The 22,375-nt window shown below is 39.6% G+C and carries 21 protein-coding genes; 11 read left to right on the top strand and 10 right to left on the bottom strand.

The annotated features are described in order from the left end of the window. Window positions 1–18: 18 nt before the first annotated feature. The gene (gene hpsJ-A / locus AACU33_RS05345) at window positions 19–711 is read right to left on the bottom strand and encodes an HpsJ-like protein, cyanoexosortase A-associated (RefSeq protein WP_096587380.1); all 693 of its coding nucleotides are present in this window, start codon (window positions 709–711) and stop codon (window positions 19–21) included. Window positions 712–1,427: 716 nt separating this feature from the next. Continuing rightward, window positions 1,428–1,823, bottom strand: coding sequence for a DUF6335 family protein (locus AACU33_RS05340; protein WP_096587379.1), 396 nt, complete (start codon window positions 1,821–1,823; stop codon window positions 1,428–1,430). Window positions 1,824–2,180: 357 nt separating this feature from the next. Between AACU33_RS05340 and AACU33_RS05335 the strand changes: the two genes are divergently transcribed. The 10 genes from AACU33_RS05335 to AACU33_RS05290 all read left to right on the top strand — a co-directional run bounded on the left by AACU33_RS05335 (window position 2,181) and on the right by AACU33_RS05290 (window position 13,504). Then, the gene (locus AACU33_RS05335) at window positions 2,181–2,582 is read left to right on the top strand and encodes a DUF2267 domain-containing protein (RefSeq protein ID WP_096587378.1); all 402 of its coding nucleotides are present in this window, start codon (window positions 2,181–2,183) and stop codon (window positions 2,580–2,582) included. 118 nt (window positions 2,583–2,700) lie between these two features. Then, entirely contained in the window at window positions 2,701–3,798 is a 1,098-nt protein-coding gene (locus tag AACU33_RS05330) for a DJ-1/PfpI/YhbO family deglycase/protease (protein WP_096587377.1), read from the top strand. A 142-nt stretch (window positions 3,799–3,940) separates the two neighbouring features. Further along, a complete protein-coding gene (locus AACU33_RS05325; RefSeq protein WP_096587376.1) occupies window positions 3,941–4,639 on the top strand; it encodes an SRPBCC family protein in 699 nt (232 codons plus the stop codon). A 95-nt stretch (window positions 4,640–4,734) separates the two neighbouring features. Beyond that, complete coding sequence (locus AACU33_RS05320) at window positions 4,735–5,904, top strand: alcohol dehydrogenase catalytic domain-containing protein (RefSeq protein WP_096595144.1); 1,170 nt, start codon at window positions 4,735–4,737, stop codon at window positions 5,902–5,904. Between the two features lie 54 nt (window positions 5,905–5,958). Next, on the top strand, window positions 5,959–6,504 hold the full coding sequence (locus AACU33_RS05315) for a hypothetical protein (protein ID WP_096587375.1): 546 nt from the start codon (window positions 5,959–5,961) through the stop codon (window positions 6,502–6,504). Between the two features lie 158 nt (window positions 6,505–6,662). Then, complete coding sequence (locus AACU33_RS05310; RefSeq protein ID WP_096587374.1) at window positions 6,663–7,832, top strand: zinc-dependent alcohol dehydrogenase; 1,170 nt, start codon at window positions 6,663–6,665, stop codon at window positions 7,830–7,832. Then, window positions 7,829–8,170 carry a cupin domain-containing protein gene (locus tag AACU33_RS05305; RefSeq protein WP_096587373.1) on the top strand — a complete coding sequence of 114 codons (342 nt, stop codon included), beginning with the start codon at window positions 7,829–7,831 and terminating at the stop codon, window positions 8,168–8,170. The genes AACU33_RS05310 and AACU33_RS05305 overlap by 4 nt, the downstream gene beginning before the upstream one ends. A 1,220-nt stretch (window positions 8,171–9,390) precedes the next feature. Further along, the gene (locus tag AACU33_RS05300; protein WP_096587372.1) at window positions 9,391–12,030 is read left to right on the top strand and encodes an EAL domain-containing protein; all 2,640 of its coding nucleotides are present in this window, start codon (window positions 9,391–9,393) and stop codon (window positions 12,028–12,030) included. 80 nt (window positions 12,031–12,110) lie between these two features. Continuing rightward, on the top strand, window positions 12,111–12,665 hold the full coding sequence (locus AACU33_RS05295; protein WP_096587371.1) for a protein-tyrosine phosphatase family protein: 555 nt from the start codon (window positions 12,111–12,113) through the stop codon (window positions 12,663–12,665). Between the two features lie 158 nt (window positions 12,666–12,823). Next, complete coding sequence (locus AACU33_RS05290; protein WP_096587370.1) at window positions 12,824–13,504, top strand: SAM-dependent methyltransferase; 681 nt, start codon at window positions 12,824–12,826, stop codon at window positions 13,502–13,504. A gap of 37 nt (window positions 13,505–13,541) precedes the next feature. Here AACU33_RS05290 and AACU33_RS05285 read toward each other — a convergent pair whose 3' ends face one another. The 8 genes from AACU33_RS05285 to AACU33_RS05250 all read right to left on the bottom strand — a co-directional run bounded on the left by AACU33_RS05285 (window position 13,542) and on the right by AACU33_RS05250 (window position 21,514). Then, window positions 13,542–14,642 carry an AI-2E family transporter gene (locus AACU33_RS05285; RefSeq protein WP_096587369.1) on the bottom strand — a complete coding sequence of 367 codons (1,101 nt, stop codon included), beginning with the start codon at window positions 14,640–14,642 and terminating at the stop codon, window positions 13,542–13,544. A gap of 140 nt (window positions 14,643–14,782) precedes the next feature. Further along, window positions 14,783–16,216, bottom strand: coding sequence for a bifunctional orotidine-5'-phosphate decarboxylase/orotate phosphoribosyltransferase (locus AACU33_RS05280; RefSeq protein WP_096587368.1), 1,434 nt, complete (start codon window positions 16,214–16,216; stop codon window positions 14,783–14,785). A 142-nt stretch (window positions 16,217–16,358) separates the two neighbouring features. Continuing rightward, on the bottom strand, window positions 16,359–17,081 hold the full coding sequence (locus AACU33_RS05275; protein WP_096587367.1) for a molybdopterin-dependent oxidoreductase: 723 nt from the start codon (window positions 17,079–17,081) through the stop codon (window positions 16,359–16,361). 41 nt (window positions 17,082–17,122) lie between these two features. Then, complete coding sequence (locus AACU33_RS05270) at window positions 17,123–17,722, bottom strand: cytochrome b/b6 domain-containing protein (protein WP_096587366.1); 600 nt, start codon at window positions 17,720–17,722, stop codon at window positions 17,123–17,125. A 47-nt stretch (window positions 17,723–17,769) separates the two neighbouring features. Beyond that, on the bottom strand, window positions 17,770–18,504 hold the full coding sequence (locus AACU33_RS05265; RefSeq protein ID WP_096587365.1) for an amino acid ABC transporter ATP-binding protein: 735 nt from the start codon (window positions 18,502–18,504) through the stop codon (window positions 17,770–17,772). Then, window positions 18,497–19,987: an ABC transporter permease subunit gene (locus AACU33_RS05260; RefSeq protein ID WP_096587364.1), complete on the bottom strand. Its 1,491-nt coding sequence runs from the start codon at window positions 19,985–19,987 to the stop codon at window positions 18,497–18,499. The genes AACU33_RS05265 and AACU33_RS05260 overlap by 8 nt, the downstream gene beginning before the upstream one ends. A gap of 210 nt (window positions 19,988–20,197) precedes the next feature. Then, entirely contained in the window at window positions 20,198–20,785 is a 588-nt protein-coding gene (locus AACU33_RS05255; protein WP_096595143.1) for a Crp/Fnr family transcriptional regulator, read from the bottom strand. Between the two features lie 186 nt (window positions 20,786–20,971). After that, on the bottom strand, window positions 20,972–21,514 hold the full coding sequence (locus tag AACU33_RS05250) for an adenylate kinase (protein WP_096587363.1): 543 nt from the start codon (window positions 21,512–21,514) through the stop codon (window positions 20,972–20,974). A 441-nt stretch (window positions 21,515–21,955) separates the two neighbouring features. On the opposite strand from AACU33_RS05250, the gene AACU33_RS05245 reads away from it, so the two are divergent. Continuing rightward, window positions 21,956–22,168: a hypothetical protein gene (locus AACU33_RS05245; RefSeq protein WP_096587362.1), complete on the top strand. Its 213-nt coding sequence runs from the start codon at window positions 21,956–21,958 to the stop codon at window positions 22,166–22,168. Window positions 22,169–22,375 lie beyond the last annotated feature (207 nt).

Below are 22,375 nucleotides of genomic sequence, written 5' to 3'. Positions count from 1 at the left end.
AAATCAATAGTTTAACAATCAACTTAATTCTCTCGCCCAGACAGTTTTTTGCCAAATTTTAATAAATAAAACAGCAGAAACTAAAGCTCCTAGATTCCATTTCACCGAATTCTTAATTAACTTGATTCCAGAATATTGCTGTAACTCTAGTTCTTGCCGATCGGAATTAAATTCTAAGATTACTGGACTGTTGCTGGCTTGAAAACTGTTTTCATCGGATGAGCGACTTGGAAATTCTCTTGATGTTGCTTGGCTAACTTGATGTTCAAATTGATTGCTAGGAAATACCTGTTGATTATATCCGTTATTGAATTGTTGAAGATTAGCATTGTACAAACTTACACTACTACTAATCCCTAAAGGAATTAGTAATATATACAATAATCCAACTAATAAAGTTAATCTAGATAATAGCCCCAAGATAACAATTTCCCATTTCAAGCGCTTTTCTAACTTACCAGCAAATACTAGCAAGATAGCAATTAATGGTATAGTAACCTGTTCCACTAGCGCTCCCGTCGTTTGCAATTCCCAAACATGATTCCTAAATTGTAGAGGAAACAATATATCGACTAAATCTAAAAATGCTAATAGCAATAAACTATAGCCTACCAAACGGAAAAGGCTGATTATTCCTATTAACGAATTCAGGGATTTGCTCAGTTTATATACTTCTGTGTCAATTAATTGATAGACGTTTAAATCTGACATCAGTTTTAGACTAATTCTAGAATTTGTATTAGACAACTAAGATTCGGGAAAGTGAAGCAGCTTAACTTAAGGTGAAGAATTCCCGAACCCAATTTGTTTATTTTGTTTAATGGTAGCGAACCCCAGACCTAATGAGAGTTTTGTATCTCAACTCAATTTGTTAGGTTTTGGTTAGTTTTGCTCGGATAAAAAGACAGTTAATTATCAATACTCTGTGACTCAAATTAGCTAGAAAACAAGAGATTCGTTTTTACTTCTAGCTAAGAGCTATACAGAAAAATTGATATGAGTATACAAACAATCAAACTGCAAAGCCGATTGCAGTTAAAAGTAAACCTACACTAGCCAAAAGACACATTTTACCAAACTGTACCACTATCCTACTTTTTGGCTATTTTTTTGAGAGAAGTCTGCCAATCAAAAATTTTGTAGTTTCAGTACAAACTCGGAAATTAGCTTTTAGCTGGAATCACGTTTTATTTAAATGCGTAAAATTTAGAATGTCTATCAGTAATTATACTTAATTTCCAGCCATTAATCAAATAGCTCAGAAAATCAGCTTGGTAATCATAATTTAACTGTTCTCAGTTAGTCGATAGAAGCTTATATATTTATATTAGAGTATAATCACTTACAGTAAAAACACTCTATCTATACTTAATGCCAAGATAGAGTGAGATTGGCAATAGACTCTGAACCTTTTACAGAAGACAGAGCTATTTGCGTTCTTGATAATCTTCAGAAGACATCGGATCTAACTCCCAACGGCGATCGTCACGCTCTTCTAAAATATCATTAGTGCGGAGAAAAGAGCGATCGTCCATTTCTAGCCCAACGGCTGCTTCTAATTCCTCAGTGACATTTTGATCGGGAGTCGCGACAGTACCACCAACTGCTTCATCTCCAACTGCATCTGCATCTTCCCAATAAGCGTCAACATCGCCGCCAGTGAGTTCTGGGCTAGTTTCTGTATACTCGCGTCGTTCTGCTTGCATAGAACGCCCACCAATATTATATCCTGGTAGGTCTTTTACTCCAGTGCCGTAAGATTCTGTTATTGCTTGAGGCAAATCATCAGGGTTTATTTCTTCATTACGATTTTTTTCTGCCATAATTCTCGCCATTTCTGCATCTTTACCATAACCTTTTCCTCACATAAGCTTGTCTAACTAAGGATGTATTACTTTAGAAATAAAAGAATCTATCCCTTGGGAACGACGTTAATTTAGTGTTTGAACCATACTCTGGTAAATATGAATTCATGGTCAAACCCCGTGTAGTTGAAGTTATTAGTTATGAGTAATAAGTTAATAAACATAAAAGTTTTACTTATTTGCTTATTGCTTATAACTAATTTTTATTCAAAAACTCTCAGGATTTATCAAATCAATATTTTTTGAATTTTATTTGTGCTTTCAGCTATTTGAATGCTAAACCATAGCATTTATCGGGAGAACCGGAGGTACACAGTGGAATACAACGAGTTTATTACCCATGTACAAAGCCTAGCTCAATCGAATTCTCGTGCAGAAGCAGAACGAGCTACCCGTGCCACATTAGAAACAATTAAAGAAAGGATTGGATCTGATGAAGCCAATGAATTAGCTGCCCAGTTACCTGATGAACTGAGAAATTATTTAGCAACAAATCAGGGAGAATCGGAACAATCTTTCAATTTACAAGAATTTATTGCTCGTACAAGTCAAAAGGAAGATATTGACCCAGTAACTGCTGTAACTCATGTACGTGCTGTATTTGCAGTCTTAGAAAATGCAGTTACACCAGAAAAATTTACTGCTTTTCACACCCATTTCTCGCACGATTACGAAGAACTGTTTACTACCGCACCGACTAGCGAGGTTCCCTCATAATTGACAATTCAAAATTGATGAAGATGCGCTCAAAAATCAGCCTTTTTGATGAAGCGAATTACCAAATTAGTTGACTATTTTAGTTAGTTGAATTATACAGTGACATAGGAAAAATCAGATGGTGAACCATAACAACCATTCCGGTAAGAAAAAAGTTGCAATCCTCATTGAAAATGGAGTCGAGGATGCAGAATTTACTGTGCCTTATAATGGCTTAAAACAAGCAGGAATGGAGGTAGTCATCCTCGGTTCTCGCATGAATGAGAAATATAAGGGTAAACAAGGTAAACTTAGTACCCAAGCTGATGCAACTACCACAGAGGCGATCGCAGCGGAATATGATGCAGTAGTAATTCCTGGCGGTATGGCTCCCGATAAAATGCGGCGCAATCCCAACACAGTACGCTTTGTACAAGAAGCTGTACAACAAGGAAAATGGGTGGCTGCGGTTTGTCACGGCCCGCAACTGTTGATTGAAGGCGATTTGCTCAAAGGTAAACGCATTACTGGTTTTAGTGCGATTCGCAAAGACATCATCAATGCTGGTGCAAACTTTATCGATGAGCCGCTAGTAGTTGATGGCAATTTAATTACTTCTCGCGAACCAGGAGATTTAGCAATCTTTACCACAGGAATTTTGAGCCGTTTAGGTTACGGTGGCAAAGATGCGGCCTTACCAACCGAAACCGATACATCTGCTGAATGGTGGAAATTAGCTGATGCTTGGGGTGGTTCCACTAAAGGAGATGTTGTTAAAGGTGTGAATACTGCTTTGGCGGGCGAGCGTTATTCTTTAGAAGCCTTAGAGAAGTACCTCGAAAAAGAATCCAACACTGAAGCCAGATCCATTTTTCAAGAACTGATTGGTACAAAACAGCGCCATATTCAGACACTGGAAACATACCTCGACAGATTGGGAGAGAAACCCTCCTTAGCTGCAAATATCTCCGAACAATATGCCAAAGTCAAAACTGCCTTCACAGGTAGCGATGACGTCTATCAAATACGCTGCGCTTTGGGCGATTTGCAAACCGGAATTGGCGATATTGGCAATTTGTGTGCCCAGTTTACCGATCCGGTTGCCACTGCTATTTTCAAACAAATTTACCAAGATTTATTGGCATACGAACAGCGTTTAGTAGAACTGTATCGCACAAGTGTAGGCGCAGAGGTTAAGCCTCCCAAGCCTACTACAGGAGCAGCTACAGCTATGTAATTAGTTTGTGAACCACAGAAGAGGACACTTCCATGCAGGAATTTTCCCAAAGTGGAAAGTGTCCGTTACGCAAAGAACACAGAGAGAGAGGAGAGTCTTTGCGTCTTCAAGTGGTCATTTTACTGTACCCAGGAGAAAAAAAGTGACTGCGACACCAGGAGATAGAACAAATACAAATCAGGGTGAAGCCAGTGAAGCTGAACGTTGGGCTTCTTTAATCGGTGGCGGCGCTATGGTGCTGATGGGTTTAAGACAAGGCTCTTTGCGAGGCGCGTTAACGGCTTTAGCTGGCGGCGGTCTGATATATCAAGGTGTAACTAAGCAAAGCACGATTCAGCAAGCACAGGAAGCAATTGGCATGAATAAACCAATCAAAGTTGAAAAGACGGTGACAATTAATCGACCTGTAGACGAACTGTACCGTTTTTGGCACAACTTTGAGAATCTGCCGACATTTATGAAGCATCTCAAATCTGTGAAGGTGTACAACGAGACACGTTCTCATTGGATTGCCAATGCACCTTTAGGTAATAGTGTGGAATGGGATGCAGATATTCTAGAAGATCGGGAAAATCAATTTATCTCTTGGGCTTCGGTAGCGAACGCAGATGTAGATAATTCTGGTTTTGTGCGCTTTCAAAAAGCACCAGGCGATCGCGGTACGGAAGTCAAGGTAGTTCTAGAATATAACCCTCCTGGCGGGCAATTGGGAGCTGCGATCGCTAAACTTTTCGGTGAAGAACCAGAACAGCAAATTGGCGACGATTTGCGCCGCTTCAAAATGCTCATGGAAGCCGGAGAAATTGCTACCACTGAAGGTCAACCCTCTGGACGCCAGTAGTCATTAGTAGTTTGTCATTTGTCATTTGTAGGAAAAACCAATGACCAATGACTAATGACCAATGACTAATGACCAATGACTATGGACTAATCAATATGAAAGCAGTTTGCTGGCATGGAGCCAACGATGTCCGGGTAGAGACGGTGCCAGATCCGAAAATTCTCAACCCACGCGACGCTATTATCAAAATTACTTCCACAGCCATATGTGGCTCAGATCTACATATCTACGGTGATTATATTCCCACAGTGCAACAAGGTGACATTATCGGTCACGAATTTATGGGGGAAGTGGTAGAAGTAGGTAGGGGAGTCCACAATTTAAAAATAGGCGATCGCGTCGTTGTTCCCTCCACAATTGGCTGTGGTCACTGCAATTATTGTCAGCGCGATATGTGGTCGCTGTGCGATAATTCCAATCCCAAAGGTTGGATGGAAGAAAAATTATATGGCAATATCACCTCAGCAATTTACGGCTACTCTCACCTATTAGGTGGTTACGCAGGCGCACAAGCAGAATATGTGCGCGTACCCTTTGCAGATGTAGGCGTGCTGAAGGTTCCTCGCGACATACCGGATGAGATGTTGCTATTTATCTCTGACGCCATTCCTACCGGTTATATGGGAGCCGAATTCTGCGATATTCAACCCGGTGATACCGTAGCTGTTTGGGGTTGCGGTGCTGTCGGACAGTTTGCCATGATTAGCGCCTATATGATGGGTGCAGAGAGGGTAATCGCGATCGATCGCTTTCCCGAACGTCTAGAAATGGCCAGAAAGTTTGCCAAAGCAGAAACAATCAACTACGAAGAAGTTGATGCTGGCGAAGCGTTGAAAGAGATGACTGGTGGCCGTGGCCCCGATGCTTGCATTGATGCAGTGGGTTTAGAAGCACATGGTGTCGGTCTTGAAGACTTCTACGATCAGACAAAACAAAAGCTGAAATTAGAAACTGACCGTCCCCACGTACTACGACAAATGATGGTGGCTGCACGTAAAGGTGGCACTCTTTCCATTATGGGTGTTTACGGTGGCTTTGTAGATAAAATGCCCTTCGGTGCTGCTATTAACAAAGCTCTAACCTTCAGGATGGGACAAATGCACGGGCAGAAATATATGCATTTGTTAATACAGCTCGTTTTGGATGGAAAACTCGATCCATCTTTTGTTGTCACCCACAAATTACCGCTAGAACAAGCAGCCCACGGCTATCACATTTTTCAACAGAAAAAAGACAACTGTATCAAAGTTGTTCTTAAACCCTGAAATAGCTTTATAGCTATTAAAAATAAACTCATTGTAATGCAAAGGAGCATGTCTATGACACGTGTATTTTCTTGGATACAAAATGTAATTGTGCGCCGAATTATGGTAGTTTTCCTTATGGGTTTGGCGTTTTTGGGAATGCAAAGTTTCGGCTACAGTAATCGAATGGTTGCACAAGCCGACGTGAAAACACCAGAAGGTATCTATTACAAAGGCACACCCGATAACGTTAGCAATAGCGGCAATGACAAGAACCTGTTGAATAAAGCTATAGATACATTAAAACCAAACTCTGGTGATAATGTCAGACGCAATTTTAATGATGACCAAGGCTATTACAGCAATAGAAGCTACTCTGACAATACTGCCAACAGAAGCAATATTGGCGATACCGTAAAAACACCAGAAGGTATCTACTACAAAGGCACTCCAGACAATAACCCGATCGAGAATAGCCAAAACAAACTCGGCAAAGCTGCTAGTAATATTCGCGAAAAGCTCAACTTAGATGAAGACACTCCTCGATCCACAAAAGAGTTTGTGAATTCAGCAAAAAACAAAGTAGGAGAAGTCTTGAATTCAGGTTCTCGGAATAATTAAAACCTTTTGTAGGGTGGGCAATGCCCACCTCGCAATATATTGTCAGCAATTTCTTAATTAATTTTAGAGACGCGATTTATCGTGTCTCTCAATTGAAATTAATCCAGATAGTAATTCTGACAACCCAAAAAAAGTTTAAAGCCTAAGGATTAATAAATATGAAAGCAGTTTGCTGGCATGGAGCCAATGATGTGCGGGTGGACACAGTTCCTGACCCCAAACTGATCAACCCACGTGATGCCATTATCAAAATTACCTCCACGGCAATTTGTGGTTCCGATTTGCATCTTTACAATGGCTACATCCCCACAATGCAAAAAGGCGATATCCTTGGGCATGAATTTATGGGGGAAGTCGTTGAATTGGGCCCTGCTGTTAAACATGTAAAAGTAGGCGATCGCGTCGTTGTTCCCTTCACTATTTCTTGTGGTTCTTGTTTCTTCTGTCAGCGCGATTTGTGGTCTTTATGTGATAACTCTAACCCTAATGCTTGGTTAGCAGAAAAGCAAATGGGCTATTCACCATCCGGTCTATTTGGCTACTCTCATTTATTGGGTGGTTACGCTGGCGGGCAAGCAGAATACGCCAGAGTACCTTTTGCCGATGTCGGCTTGTTCAAAATTCCCGATGGTTTAACGGACGAACAAGTACTATTTTTAACCGACGTTTTCCCTACAGGCTACATGGCAGCTGAGAACTGCAACATCAAACCTGGTGATATCGTCGCTGTATGGGGTTGTGGCCCTGTCGGACAATTTGCCATCAGAAGCGCATTCATGTTAGGTGCAGAACGAGTTATCGCCATTGACCGCATCCCCGAACGCCTCCAAATGGCTAAAGACTATGGTAAAGCCGAAATTCTTAACTACGAAGAGATAGATGTAGGCGAAGCACTCAAAGAAATGACCGGAGGCCGCGGCCCTGACTCTTGTATTGATGCTGTGGGTATGGAAGCACATGGTACGGATGCTATGGCGGTGTACGACAAGGTAAAGCAAGCAGTACGTCTAGAAACAGACCGCCCAACAGCCTTACGACAAGCAATTGTAGCTTGTGGCAAAGGCGGACACCTATCTATTCCCGGAGTCTACGGCGGCTTTTTGGACAAAATACCTATGGGTGCTGCTATGAACAAGGGTCTAACTTTCAAAATGGGACAGACCCACGTCCACAGGTATGTCAAACCATTGCTAGAACACATTCAAAACGGTGATATCGATCCCTCATTTATCATCACTCACCGCCTACCTCTAGAACAAGCACCTCACGGCTACGAAATCTTCAAGCACAAAAAAGATAACTGTATCAAAGTTGTACTAAAACCATGAGTGACACCAGCGTTAAGAAAGTAGACTCTAGCCATTCTCCTAAAGGTAAACTCGGTCAGAAGTATCTTGCATCTGGCAAGACTGTGGCAATGCGTCTTTGGGAAAATGAACAACCAAGCGAAGACAAACCGCCAACTTCTCGCGACTATGAAACAGTCGGTTATGTAATTAACGGTCGTGCCGAATTACATATTGAAGGACAAAAAATTCTGTTAGAACCAGGGGATTCGTGGGTGGTTCCTCAAGGGTCAAACCACACATATAAAATTCTCGAACCGTTTACCGCAGTTGAGGCAACTAGTCCGCCTGCGCAAGTGCATGGGCGTGATGAAAATTAAAGTTTAAATTTCTACTTCTTTCAATAATAAATCAAGACAGTGCTACACCGATAAATCTAGTCAATTTATCGGTGTTTATTTGTGTGTATCTATTGTTTTAAATAGCTGGAATTTTTGAACTTTTTTGATCAAGCTAGAGACTGATGGAGTTATAACAAGTCTCTAAAATTACGCCCTAGATTCAAAGTTTAAAAGTTATATTCTTTGTTAATTACGAATTGGGATTATTAGTAACGCGATCGCCCAAGAAAACTACAAAAATTTGTATACTTAAAACAACAACACCCAATCTTCTACTAGCTTAGTTATTTCCTCTCTTTTGTTTATACTATCTAGGGTTGTACCGATCGAGTTTACACTCAATATGAGTTAAACAATCAGTCAAATTTCCCTCTTTTCAGTACTAGTTTGAGGAAATGTCAGCGTTAGATTTGGGTGTTGCTGTTAGTTGACGAGACAGATATTGAAACAGCGTTTTTACCTCTTTACTTAATTTAACTATGGGACTTTGGCTGTTGGATCTGCCAGGAAGCTTATGAGCTTCTGATTAATAAGTTATCACTCTTAGCTTGGGGTGAATTACTATTGCAATTAAACTTTACTTTTTCCAGAAATGTTGTATTGATATAACTCATCAGCGATGGGACTGACTAATTTTCGAGGACAAGTGCGATCGCTGGAGTAAATCTTTGGGAATATTCTCAATCAACTACAAAAAATCAGGCTATTACAACTAGTGTTGGATTTTTCACACCCCTGGCGATCGCCAAATTTTCCACCCTACTATTTCGCTCCCCTAAAAACCTCGCTTCAGAGCTAATTTCCTCTTTTGCATTTCCTATTCCTTAATCTTTTGACTTCAAAGGACAGGTTTTATATCAAAAAATCCGCAAATATACCATACATCTTTAGAGGTATTTGAATTTATTCTGGGGAGTGAATACAAAAAAACTCGAGAGATGTGACCATCAGGCCAAATTTTCCGATCGTTCTAGTGAGTTGATCGAACACCTAGGATTCCTCTGGGAAAAACTGGCTAGATAATTAGGCATATCGTTCTAAATAGCCAGATCCTGGGATCGCGGCCAGGCAATCCTCTCATAAATAGCAAGCAAATTTATTGAGTAGCTTTATCCAACAATGGAAGCTCAAAGTTAGGACTTATTGGACGAGTATTTTTCCAAAGAAGACCCCAAGATATGAGGATGTGAGGAAAAGGCATGGCAGCAAATGAACGGGACAAAATACGCCACATTTTGGTTGTCAAAGATTTGCAAGGACAAAGAACTATTCCGCTTCAAGAGGCTACTTATTCTCTGGGAAGGGATTCGAGAAATGCTATTGTCCTGCGATCGCGCTCTGTCTCGCGACAACATGCCATTTTATTAAGGGTGACAATTCCCGAAACCGATCAATATGGTTTTCGGATTATTGACGGGGACTTCAAAGGAAAAAAAAGTACGAATGGCGTATATGTTAATGGTACTAAATGCTTTTCTCACAACCTGCAACATGGAGATGTGATTGCATTTGGTAATAACCAAGTAAGTGCGAAATACTATGCTATTTCCAATCTCTCAGAAAAAGCTTTTTCTGAATCTTTTACAGTTGAAGATATATCTAGCTTCTTATCGGAACAAGCTAATCCTGCCAATCCTTTTGAAACCCTAATCGCTCCTGATTCTAACTTTGAAGGAGCTAGTGAAACAGTAATAGCTCGCCTAGCATCCTTCCCGGAACTGATCCCTAATCCGATTATCGAAATGGATACAGAGGGAACAGTCATCTATCTCAATCCTGCCGCATCTGTTAAGTTCCCTGGATTGCGAGAAGCCGGGGAGCATCACCCAGTCTTAGTAGGACTGTTAAGTGCAATTCAAAATCGAGAGGTAAATTCTTTTGTTCGTGAGGTAGAAGTTGGTACAGAAGTGTTTGAACAATCGATTCATTATCTTCCTGAGAGTGATTTAATTAGAACTTTTATTATTAGGGATATTACAGAGCAAAAACGAGTCGCAGCCGAACTTCGCCAGCGAGATCGTCTACTACAGGCAGTTGCGGAAGCCGCTAATTATCTACTAGTAGAGATGAACTACGAAAGCGGTGTTGAAAAAGCTTTGGCTATGCTGGGTGAAGCTGCCGAAGTAGACCGCGCCTATCTCTTTAGAAACCATCTTCACCCAGTTACCAAGGAGATGGCAGTAAGTTTAAGGTTTGAGTGGACGCGATCGCCTATTGAGCCGTCACGCGATCGCTGGCAGAATCAGCCCTATAATTCTACTGGACTGGCTCGTTGGTACACTGCACTCTCACAGGGACAATCGATTATTGGACTTACCCGTGATTTTCCCATCGCCGAACAAAAAATTCTGATCGAAGAGAAGATTCAATCTATATTCTTAGTACCTCTGTGTTTAGAAGACAAGTTTTGGGGTTACTTGGGCTTGGCAGACTGTTCGCAAGAACGTCAGTGGTCAAGACATGAAGAGTCAACACTATTAACTATGGCAGCTAGTATCAGCGGTGCTTGGCAGCGTCAGCAAGTAGAAGAAAGAATTCGCTACCAAGCTCTTCACGATTTGCTCACAGGTTTACCCAACCGTCTACTCTTTAATGAGCTGATTGATAAAGCTTTACCTAATGCAGCTCGCAATCAAGACAGTCTAGCTGTCATGTTTCTCGATCTAGATCGTTTCAAAGTGATCAATGACACTCTAGGACATACCCTCGGAGACATTCTGTTAAAATCCGTAGCTCAAAGATTGAAAGACTGCCTCAGAAGTGGAGATACCGTTGCCCGTTGGGGAGGTGACGAATTTACTATCTTACTGCCCCAAGTTAATTATCTTGAAGAGGTCAAACAAGTAGCTCAGAGAATTCTCCAAGCTTTAGAGAATCCTTTTGAAATCGAAGGGCACGAACTCTATGTGAGCGCTAGCTTGGGGATCGCTCTGTTCAACGAACATAGCCCTGATGCTGAAACCTTAATCCAACATGCGGATGCGGCTTTGTATTACGCAAAGGATGCCGGGAGAAATAATTACCAGTTCTATACCACATCTCTCAGTACTAAAACGCCTGAACTCCTGACATTAGAGAAAAGTTTGCGCTATGCCTTAGAAAGGAATGAATTCATGCTGTATTACCAGCCGCGGGTGAATATTGCCACGGGAGCGATTACTGGTATGGAAGCTTTGTTACGCTGGCAGCATCCGGAAATGGGGCTAGTAGCGCCTAATGTTTTTATTCCCCTTGCCGAGGAAAGTGGATTGATTGTCCCCATTGGGGAATGGGCAATCAAGACAGCTTGTAGACAAAATAAAGCTTGGCAAGACGCAGGCTTACCTCCAATTACTATTGCTGTCAATCTTTCCCTGAAACAGTTCCGCCAACCGAATCTTGTAGAGACATTGGCTAGCATCTTACAAGAGACAGGCTTAGATCCAAACTTTTTAGAGTTAGAAATTACAGAGTCAACCGCTATTGAAGATTTAGAATTTACGAGAAAGGTGCTACAAGAGTTAAAGCAGATGGGAGTTTACCTTTCTATTGATGACTTTGGTACAGGTCATTCTTCGCTATCGCGCTTACAGCTTTTGCCGTTGCACCATTTGAAAATTGATAAGTCTTTTATTCAAGAGTTGACAACCGATCAAAAAGTTGCTCATATTGTCAAAGCGATCGTAGTACTAGGGCAAAGTTTAGGGTTAAGGCTTACCGCTGAAGGTGTAGAAAAGCAAGAAGAACTAGAATTTTTGAAATCTATCAATTGTGAGGATGTGCAGGGTTATCTATTCTACCGACCGCTTTGTGCCCAGAAAATCACAGAAATACTGCAAAAAGAACAATTAAAGCAGTGATTGGGCAATAGGTATTAGGCAACAGTCAAGCATTAACTGAAAGTTAAAATTAGAGAATGCAGATTTTTAAATAGTGAAAAATGTACAAATTTGCTCCTGCCGGGGAGAATGAGTCAATAGTATATGGTGCAGCAAGACCTGGGTATTTAACTGAGAAAGTGCATGATTGGATTGACTTCATGAAGCAGCATGATATCAAGCGAGTTTGTTGCTTGCTAGAGGAAAAACAATTAATTAAATATTCTGCTAATCTTCTCCAGATATATGAACGAGAATTTGGTAATCTACAAGTTTGTTGGGCACCAATTGAAGACTTTCATCTATGCGATCTAAAAACACTCACAACACAAATACTTCCTTTTTTAATAGCAGCTGACAAACAAAACGAGAAAGTAGTTGTACATTGTGCTGGTGGGATTGGGCGTACTGGTCATGTACTAGCTGCATGGTTAGTCAGCGTTCGGGGATTATCGAATCAAAGTGCTATAAGAGTCGTAAAGAATACTGGCAGAAATCCTTATGAAGCCGTACTAGCATCTGTATTTATCGGCAGAAATCCCTTTAAAGTTATGAAAGAACTTGACTTACTGTTGAATAATTGCCGGATCGCGATACGTACAGATGAGTTTACCTAGCTGCGAGAAATATCAGCCTGCGATCGCTGTTGTATTCACCTCGATAAATCTATATAATTTACGTTTTGTAAAATGTAGATATTAACTTAATATATCTTGAGGAAAATATTCTGAATATCGCGCTCATCCCGTGCGGATATACTCATGAGGTGAATGATATGGTAATGGTTCTTGAGCAAGTCGTTCCTTTTGGGAGGTCAATGGATGAATATATCAAAATTTTCAATTTAACCGACACAGATTTAAATAAAAAGATTATTGGTATTGGAGATGGTCCAGCTAGTTTTAATGCTGAAATGACAAGTCAAGGTAAAAGTGTGGTTTCGGTCGATCCACTTTACCAATTTTCCGGTGATGAAATTTTGCAACGATTTAATCAAGTCGTTGATAACATTATTAACCAGGTTAAAGCAACACCTAATGATTGGGTATGGAGATATCATAAATCTCCAGATGATTTACGTTCTAATCGAGTAAAAGTGATTCAAAAATTTATTGCTGATTATGAAGTTGGCAAGAAAAACAATAGATACCAAGTTGGGGAATTACCAAAGTTAGCTTATCCAAACCAAGTATTTGATTTAGCGCTTTGTTCGCACTTTTTATTTTTATATTCAGATCATTTTACTTATAATTTTCACCTCAACTCTATTGAGGAGATGTTACGTATCGCTAAGGAAATTAGAATATTTCCTTTAATCACTCTGATGTTGAAACCTTCTCCACATCTAGATGCAATAGTGAAGCATTATACTGCCAAAGGTTACAATGTAGAGATTGAAAAAGTTGAATATGAATTACAGATTGGTGGAAATCAGATGTTAAAAATTGCTTCTTAATTAGTAATTTGCATTGCTATGACGAAATATTGCTCAATTAAGAAGTTGATTTTTCTGTTAAGATTTCCGATATTTCTTCACCCTCGATCGCATTCTTAGAGTCATCAACTCCAGACACAAAACCATCCGCTGCATCTTTAATAAAACCAGCTACAGGTACAGCAATTAGCAAACCTAATAAGCCACCGATATAAGTTCCGACTAGCAAAGAGATTATTACCCATATAGGTCTTAGACCTGTAAAACGCCCTAGAAGACGAGGTGCGATCGCTTGGTCGATTAACTGATCGATAATAATAGCTACAGCAAAAATCTTCGCTGCTAGCCAAACATTATGTGAGGCAATAATTAAAATAATTATAATCAAACTGATGACATCACCAAAGGGAATTAAGCTTAAAAGCCCCACTCCCAAACCAAAGAGTAAAGCAAACTGGACTTGAAAAGCTAAAAATAATAAAGTTTCCGCAACTCCCATTAGTAAAGCTAAACTTACTTGACCAATCAAGTAATTTTGAAAATTTAGTTGCAGAGATTCTCTTATCTGCTGCGCCAAGCCCCAAGGTATCTTCTTAAAGATTCCCTCCCAAATTCGTTTACCATCTATTAATAAATAAAAGGTTAATACGACTGTTACTATTGCCTCTGAAACACTATCTATAGTATCTCTAACAATAGTTAGCAAATGATTAAATAAATATTCTAATTCATCAGGTATGCGATTAGTAACCTGAGTTAATATTTCTCCTAAATTAAATTTCAATTTTTGGTTTAATTCTGAGTTACTTAAATTTTGTAGTTTGGCTTCATTAGCATCGATCCATTGTGGCAGCAATTTCACCATTTCATTAAATTGCTCTAATACAATAGGTAATAAAATAATGCCTAAAGTAATAAAAATAATTAAAGCTGAGATAAAAACTAATCCTATGGCATACTTACGTTTAATTCCACGTTCTTGAAGAATTGAAACCGGATAGTTTAAAATGAAAGCCAGCAAACCTGCTAGTACCAAAATTGTCACTATTGGTTGAAAGTATTTGAAAAATTGAAATACTAGCCACCCATTGAGAAACACTAAAGGAAATAACAGAGTTAAAATTAATATTTTTATAAGTTGGTTTAGGGAAACATTCATCATTATTTAGACAAGCAGAATAAATATTCCTGAACTATGAGCCTGACAATTGGTTTTCTTCTAGGATAAATGCTTAAGATATAACAAAATAGCAAATAACCTAGAAAAAACTTTTAATTTTTCAATTCTATGTAGCAGTTCTAACTTTCTTTAAAAGCCAAAAATTGCTCTTCATTAATGCGTCCGGCTTGATACAGCGTTTCTGTAATTTCTGATATAGTTAAGACTGCATAACTGTCGTAACCATTTTCTTTTAATTTATTTTTGACTCCTTGTTCGTGGTCGATAAATACCACAATATCATTAACCTTTAGCCCAGCAGATTTTAATTTTTCTGCACCTTCCATTACACTTTTGCCACTAATCAGAATATCATCAACAACCACAACCGTTTCACCAGGATGGAAGTTACCCTCAATTACCTTGCGTGTTCCGTGCGCTTTTACCTCTTTACGTGGAAAGATCATTGGGTAATGAAGGCGCAAAGCTAAACCTGTCGCCGTGGGTAAGGAACCGTAGGGAATACCTGCTATCCTATCAAAATTCAGGTTTTGCAAAATCTGCTCATAAGCACTCAGAACTTGATTAAAGACTTGAGGATTTGAAATAATTTTACGCAAGTCTATGTAATATGGAAACGTTGCACCGGATGCTTGCACAAAGTTACCAAACATGATGCAGCCAATATCATACAGTTGTAAAATTAAATCTTGCTGTGGGTGTTTATTCAAAAAACACACATCTGCTACCCACAAAGAACAGGTAGAATTATCCTGGCTAATGTTAGTTTTTACTTGATTAATTTCTGTCCGTAAAGATTGAATTTCTTGAGATAATTGTGAGCTTGTTAACATATCTTGTGGTACAGGAATCAGTAATCCATCACCGTTATGATTTAAGCCTGCGGCTAAAATTTGATTGAGATTGCTACCTTCTGCCCAGATACTACGAGCCATCATAATTCTTTCTGGTGCAACTTCTCGAATCAATCCCAAAACATCAGGATTTGTAGTTCCTACTTCTAACCCTAATTGTTCTGGAGTTCCCCAATTTTTGGATTCTTTTACTACCTGTAAATATAAAGGCGCTTCGTTTGTAGGATATTGCTGTAAACTTTCTGCACCTGGATTAGATGTACAACACAAAATAAATACAGCCTTATCAGGATAAACCAAAAATGGTGCTACATGATCTTGTCCGGTGTAAGGGCTGAGGGTAATAGCGTCTACCTGCCATTGTGTAAACACAGTACGCGCAAAAATAGTACTAGTATTCAAGTCACTGTGTTTCGCATCTAAAATAATTGGGATGTGGCTGGGAATTGCTGTTAAAGTTTTTTGCAATAGTTCTAAACCGGGAATACCTAACGCTTCATAGAAGCCGAGTGTTGGCTTATAAGCACAGACAAAATCAGCAGTTTCAGTAATAATAAATTGCAACCAATCCCATAAGCCAGCTACGATATCTTGAGATTCATAGCGATTCGGCATCATTTCAGGATTGGGATCGAGTCCGGCAAATAGTAAGCTTTGATTGCGGGCAATATTATCGTGCAGTTTATCAAAAAAGTTCATATTTATTAATCAGTATTTGATAATTTAAGTATTTGTATATAAGGGTTTTGGTGGGCATTGCCCAACGCCACTTGCTTTAAGCCGGGAAACCCATCCAACGCAGTGGCTCCCCTACTTATATTTCAAAGATTAATTATTAATTTTACAACCCAGCAAACCATTCATAACCTTGGTCTTCCCAGTAACCTTTAAAAGGTGATAAATAGCTCGTTAATGTAATCTGAGTTACCCATTTACTCTGTTTGTAACCTAGTTTAATAGGTGAAGCTAAACGCAAAGGTGCGCCATTATCAATCGGTAAAGGTTCACCATTTTTTTGATAAGCTAATAAAGTTTGGGGATGCAACACCGATGCTATATCCCAACTCTCATAGTAGCCATCAGCCGATTTAAAATAAGCATACTTGATATTAGCTTTTGGTTGAGCAAGCTTAATAATTTCCTTTAAACGTATACCACCCCACTGAACGATCGCAGCCCAACCTTCTACACAAACATGGCGAATAATCGTGGAAGTGAAAGGTAAAGCCTGAATTTCTTTCATACTCAGACTGATGGGATTATTGACTTCGCCATCCACAATTAAGCGATACTTATCTTGGTCAATAATGGGAGTATTTCTAAATGTATTAACTATTAAGGCTTCAGGTTCAATTTCACTAGCTGAAAATTCCGGGACTGGCTTTTGCGGATTAAATATTAATGTTTCTACTTTTTGATTTAGTGGTTCGGAAAGTTTACCGACTAAATCTTCAAAACCCGTTGTTCCACAGCCACCAAGCAGCAAACTAATACCAGATAATCCAGAAATTTGGAAAAATTGACGGCGTGTGAATTGAAGATGATTACGATGCAGAAAATCCATATTTAAATATCTCAAATTCCTTGGTAGCAAAAACAGCGAGTTTACCAAAACATAGATTCTGTAAGTTGCTCGCCTCCGGCTTTACGCCCTAATAGAGAATGAGCGATCGCAAATATAATTACTATTGGCACTGTGGCAAAGTGAACAATCCGCAATGCTTGCCAACTTCCAAATATATTGATAATCCAGGAAAACTGTGCAGGCTTATACATTCCGATGCCAGTAAATAATGCTAGGAGCAAAATCGGAATAATCGCTGTATAAACAATACGATGCCAAGCATAAATTAGTCGTTGGGAATTGTGGCTTTTTTGTAATGCGTTGAAGTCATTAGCACCGACAAATCGATGTTGCCAACGTCGGGTAATTAAAACGTAAACTCCATACCATAATAAATTTAGAGAAAATAACCACATGGCGAAAAAATGCCAGTGTCTACCTCCAGCTAGCCAACCTCCTAATGTAAATAGCGGGAAAATATGTAAACCTGCACGCCCACCAAACACGGGATTGGCATTATAAATTTGCAGTCCACTGGTAAGCATGAGAAATAAACTAATAATATTACCAGTATGGAAAATCTTAGCTCCTATTGCTTGAGTTGGTAACTTCCGAAGTTTAGAGGGAGTGGTCGGACTCATAGATAATTTCTGAGATTAGATAATTTGTGAGGTTTTTTAATTCCGCACTACAGCATTTTCTCTAAAAATTGCTTGGCGCGATCGCATTGCGGATTTTGAAAAAACTGGCTGGGTGTGGTATCTTCTGCCAAAATTCCGCGATCGAGAAACATAATTCGACTGGCGACTTCTCTCGCAAATCCCATTTCATGGGTGACAATCGCCATTGTGATTCCCGTGTGTGCCAAAGCTTGCATTACTTCCAGTACATCTTTCACCATTTCTGGATCTAAAGCGGAGGTAGGTTCATCAAATAAAATCATCTCTGGTTCCATCGCCAAAGCGCGGGCGATCGCTACCCTTTGTTTCTGTCCTCCTGATAGCCTGGATGGGTAGACATCTGCTTTTTCTGCTAACCCTACCTTTGTTAGTAACTCCATCCCTTTACTTTCAGCTAGCTGTCGATTTACACCTTTAACTTTTATCGGCGCATAGGTGACATTTTGCATGACTGTCATGTGAGGAAATAAATTAAAGTGTTGAAACACCATCACTAATTGTTGCCGAACCTGAGCGATATTTACCTTAGAATTAGTAATTTCTTGCTTGTGAAAATAAATTCTGCCTCTAGTTGGGCGTTCCAACAAATTTAAGCATCTCAGAAAAGTAGACTTACCAGAACCAGAAGGGCCAAGAATCGCCACAACTTCACCTTGCTGAATCTCGGTAGAAATATCTTTGAGTACATCAAGTTTGCCAAAGGATTTGCTCAAAAATTCTGTCCGAATTACAGTTTTATTCACTTTGTCGCAACCTCCTTTCCAAAACAGATGCACTCCAAGTTAGAGCCATAACTAAAACATAGTAGATGAACCCAGCAAACAGCAGTGGTTCAAAGTAAATATATTTATTTGCACCAACAATTTGGGCACTGCGTAATATTTCTACTACACCAATTGTTGAGACTAAAGCCGAATCTTTCAATAGTCCAATAGTTTCATTTACTAATGCTGGCAGAATATTCTTTAATGCTTGGGGCAAAATAATATCCCACATCATCAATCGGTAAGGAACGCCCATAGACATCGCCGCTTCAGTTTGTCCTTTATCTACGGCTTGGATTCCCCCCCGGATTGTTTCTGACATATAAGCCCCAGAGTTGAGGGTAAAAGTTAGCACCCCTGCTTGTAAAGCCGAGATATCATAGCCTGTCAGCTGCGGTGTGGCATAGTAAACCAAAGCCAACTGTAACAGTAGAGGTGTGCCGCGAAATACAGAGGTGTAAGCATTAGCCAGCCAGGTAAGGGGCTTGATTCCAGTAATTTTGCATAAAGAGAGAACTGTACCCCAAATTAACCCCAGAAATACAGAAAACAGGGTGAACAATAACGTTAGTGGAATGCCTTTGAGGATAAAGGGAATATCTGGGAGAATTCTGCTAAAATCTAGATTCAGCCCGCCTTTAGCAGCAGGTGAAGATAAAGTGGGGGCTGAGGTATTTTGCGTAAACCATTTGGTAACTAATTTTTCGAGTTCGCCTTTGTCCTTCATTTGTTGCAAACCTCGATTAAAAGGTTGTACAAAAGCCGAACCCTTAGGAAATGCGATCGCCGATCCACTCGCTTCTTCTGAAGGAATCACGTTAAACTCTAATTCTGGGTTAGCTTGGGCAAATCCTCTAGCAACAGTATCCTCAACAATTGCCGCATCAATTCGCCCTGATTTGATTTCTTGAATAATTTCCGGTACTTTATTCAGTTGCTTGAGTTGAATACCTGTAACTTTTTGAGCAATTTTTTTAGCATTTTGCTCTTGAATAGTTCCCAATTGTATGCCAACTTTTTTTCCAGCTAAATCTTGAGGCTGTTTGAGGTTGCTATTTTTAGGAGCGACAATAGTATCTTTTGCTTCGTAATAAATAGTAGAAAAATCGACATTTTTTTGACGTTCTGGGGTAGGAGTCATCCCCGCCATGACAAAATCAGCCCGATTTGCTTGGAGTGCTGGAATTAATCCATTAAAATCAGATTCCATCACCTTGAGTTTAAACCCCAGTTTTTGAGCAAGGTTCTTGGCAATATCTACATCAAAGCCAACAATTTGCCTTTCACCGCCTTGAGTATCATAAAACTCGTAAGGTGGATAATCTGGGGAAGTAATCATAGTCAGCGTATCCTTACCCAAAGATGAGGCGGCTTTGAGAGAATGGCTATGACCTGCAATCGTGCTGATTACTAGCATTGCTGTAAACAGCATTGTTAACACCCTGAGTTTTCTTTTCTGCATCAGAATTTCTCCGAGAAATCCCCATCACCAAGGGGAGCATCCCATTTGCCAAATTCGATGCTCCCTCGCCAACTAACATAAACCCTGTTAAGCTGCTTTTCTTAACTTTAAACGTTAATTGGTATTACTCTGTTGGCAAAATCTCTCAGACTCTGATTTCTATCCTACTATCGCCCACCTTTGGGCGTTTACTTGTCCTTTGTGTTCGCGTCAAATCTCGTAATACCAAATCTCTTCTTCTCGCAGCACAATGCGATGCAAAGAGAGACGGTCTATCAAGCCCTCCTGCTCAAATTGTCCCAAAATACGAGTAATGGTCACGCGAGTAGAACCTAATATTTCTGCAAGGTCTTCATGAGTTAGACGCATATCTATCAAACGTCCTTTCTCAACTTCTAAACCAAATTTTTTGGATAACCATGCTAATAATTTGATGAGCATGGTGTCTACCTTTTTATAGCTACGAATGACCATCAATTCTTCAGCTCGTTGAATGTGAGTCAGCAAAGTCTCTGTAGGTCGTTCCCATTCCTCTAGTAGTAAGATTCTGGCCTCAACTTTAGTTAAGCACTCCATCTGGTATGGTTCTAACCTAGATAAACTTTTACCAATGATGTCTCCTGGCCCCCACAATCCTAAAGCTACTGTCGTGCCATCTTCTAAATATGTAAAAGTTCGCACAAAGCCTGATTCAATTTTCCACAGCAGGCTTTGATGCTCTGGTAAGAATGACCTGCGTGTAAAAATCTGATTAGTATTTTTACTTGCTTGATTGGTAACAACCGGGTATAAAGCCATCACTTTAAATAATACTATTTCTCGATAAACTAATCGTAGTATACCCAGATTAGGTTCCAAGAGGATATGGGTATTCCACCCGGCAATGTTTCCTCACAATTTGGTTCTTCAGTTGGGAATGGGTGCATAACAATCCCAATCCGCTGACTCTTGAAAGGTTATATCCTGAGCGAGCGATTCGTAACGTTAGGCTGATGCACTATCTTTAAAGTTAGGCTGATTTTCCATTGATGCAAAAAATTGCGAAATCTGTTGAGTTGAGCGAATGTGATAAACACTTTTGAGGCTCTGACTCTGGATATAATCGCGATATTTTGGAGTTAAATATTTGTGACATAACCAAAGCGCGCGGTAGCTACTAAGCGAACTCTTCAAGATTGGGCTATTTTCTGGCCAGCCTTGTGGCGGATTAAAGTAACCTGTAATTAATCGTTTAGTTACCCACCAGCAATGCACATATAGCGGTAGATCTATAAAAATCAGAGTATCCGCCTCGTCCAGTCGCGGCCAGAGGGTTTCCATACTACCAAACCCGTCAATAATCCAGCGATCGCTCTCTAAAATTTGCTGATGGGTGCGCTTATAATCTTCATCTGGAACCTCAGCGCCTCCTGGTTGAAATTTAATCTTGTCCAAAACGTACAGTGGCAAACCAGTAATTTGCGATAATCTGCTGCTGAGAGTTGATTTACCGCCTCCAGCATTGCCAAACACTGCTACTTTTTTCATCGCCACTCTCCTTTTAGTGTAATCAAGTCACTTCTTAGACAAGATTGAGCGATCGCACCCAACAATCCCACACTTGCATCAGATGAGTGCTGGTTGAATTTATATTTTATCTATCACTTCCACAGTAGGCTTTTATTCAGATGTATCAATTCTGGTTTAGGAAAACAGTTTTGGCTGCAACTGTTTGAGACTGGGTGAGAGTCGAAACAATTTATGCTCGTGTTTGGCAGCTGGGCGATCTTGCCATTATGACAGCAATTTTACTGAATTATTATGTAATTTATAAACTAATATGCTAGTAAAATTTTTTCTGGTTAAATAATTAAATTTTCTATAAAGATAATTATTCTGCTGAATGCTTCTAGGCTTATAGAAGCTATTGTTTGTTCAATAGCTAACAATCGTCAAGTCTAAAAAATAAAAAGCTAGAGGCAAAAGCTTGTGAAAGTTAACGATAACATTTCTAAAACAGAGATAAACAAGGATTTTGTTAACGAAAAAGCTAGTACTCAATCAATCGAAACTAGCGAAAGAGAAACAGTTGATATAGACAAACTCGATCGGAAACATCCAATACTAAGGTTTTGGAAAAGTTTGCAGGAAGTAAAAGCATTAATCAAATTTATCGATGAGGAAGACCCAGAAAGATACTAAAGAAGAATTTAGCATTCAGAATACAGGAAGCAGAATAAATTAGTGTGGTAAAGCAGCAGACTAATTAAATAGTACTCAATCGTCAATTATTGGAGATATTCAACCCTTGTATTCATTCGCAACAAGGCGATCGCTAGAAAAATTACACAAGATTTATTAGTTTTATTTATAAGCAATTATTCCTTGATGGTACAGAGCCAGCAAATT

This window comes from Calothrix sp. NIES-2098 (genome assembly GCF_963875125.1).
Taxonomy (GTDB): domain Bacteria; phylum Cyanobacteriota; class Cyanobacteriia; order Cyanobacteriales; family Nostocaceae; genus Aulosira.
Note: the sequence above shows the minus strand (reverse complement) of the source record. Positions and strands in the feature narration are given on the sequence as shown.

Bases quoted from the DNA above. Each gene is read 5' to 3' on its own strand.
- AACU33_RS05270 (WP_096587366.1), bottom strand. From the start codon at position 17,722: ATGAGTCCGACCACTCCCTCTAAACTTCGGAAGTTACCAACTCAAGCA.
- AACU33_RS05340 (WP_096587379.1), bottom strand. From the start codon at position 1,823: ATGGCAGAAAAAAATCGTAATGAAGAAATAAACCCTGATGATTTGCCT.
- AACU33_RS05320 (WP_096595144.1), top strand. From the start codon at position 4,735: ATGAAAGCAGTTTGCTGGCATGGAGCCAACGATGTCCGGGTAGAGACG.
- AACU33_RS05275 (WP_096587367.1), bottom strand. From the start codon at position 17,081: ATGGATTTTCTGCATCGTAATCATCTTCAATTCACACGCCGTCAATTT.
- AACU33_RS05255 (WP_096595143.1), bottom strand. From the start codon at position 20,785: ATGGCTTTATACCCGGTTGTTACCAATCAAGCAAGTAAAAATACTAAT.
- hpsJ-A (WP_096587380.1), bottom strand. From the start codon at position 711: ATGTCAGATTTAAACGTCTATCAATTAATTGACACAGAAGTATATAAA.
- AACU33_RS05295 (WP_096587371.1), top strand. From the start codon at position 12,111: ATGTACAAATTTGCTCCTGCCGGGGAGAATGAGTCAATAGTATATGGT.
- AACU33_RS05330 (WP_096587377.1), top strand. From the start codon at position 2,701: ATGGTGAACCATAACAACCATTCCGGTAAGAAAAAAGTTGCAATCCTC.
- AACU33_RS05290 (WP_096587370.1), top strand. From the start codon at position 12,824: ATGGTAATGGTTCTTGAGCAAGTCGTTCCTTTTGGGAGGTCAATGGAT.
- AACU33_RS05305 (WP_096587373.1), top strand. From the start codon at position 7,829: ATGAGTGACACCAGCGTTAAGAAAGTAGACTCTAGCCATTCTCCTAAA.
- AACU33_RS05310 (WP_096587374.1), top strand. From the start codon at position 6,663: ATGAAAGCAGTTTGCTGGCATGGAGCCAATGATGTGCGGGTGGACACA.
- AACU33_RS05315 (WP_096587375.1), top strand. From the start codon at position 5,959: ATGACACGTGTATTTTCTTGGATACAAAATGTAATTGTGCGCCGAATT.
- AACU33_RS05285 (WP_096587369.1), bottom strand. From the start codon at position 14,642: ATGAATGTTTCCCTAAACCAACTTATAAAAATATTAATTTTAACTCTG.
- AACU33_RS05280 (WP_096587368.1), bottom strand. From the start codon at position 16,216: ATGAACTTTTTTGATAAACTGCACGATAATATTGCCCGCAATCAAAGC.
- AACU33_RS05250 (WP_096587363.1), bottom strand. From the start codon at position 21,514: ATGAAAAAAGTAGCAGTGTTTGGCAATGCTGGAGGCGGTAAATCAACT.
- AACU33_RS05260 (WP_096587364.1), bottom strand. From the start codon at position 19,987: ATGCAGAAAAGAAAACTCAGGGTGTTAACAATGCTGTTTACAGCAATG.
- AACU33_RS05300 (WP_096587372.1), top strand. From the start codon at position 9,391: ATGGCAGCAAATGAACGGGACAAAATACGCCACATTTTGGTTGTCAAA.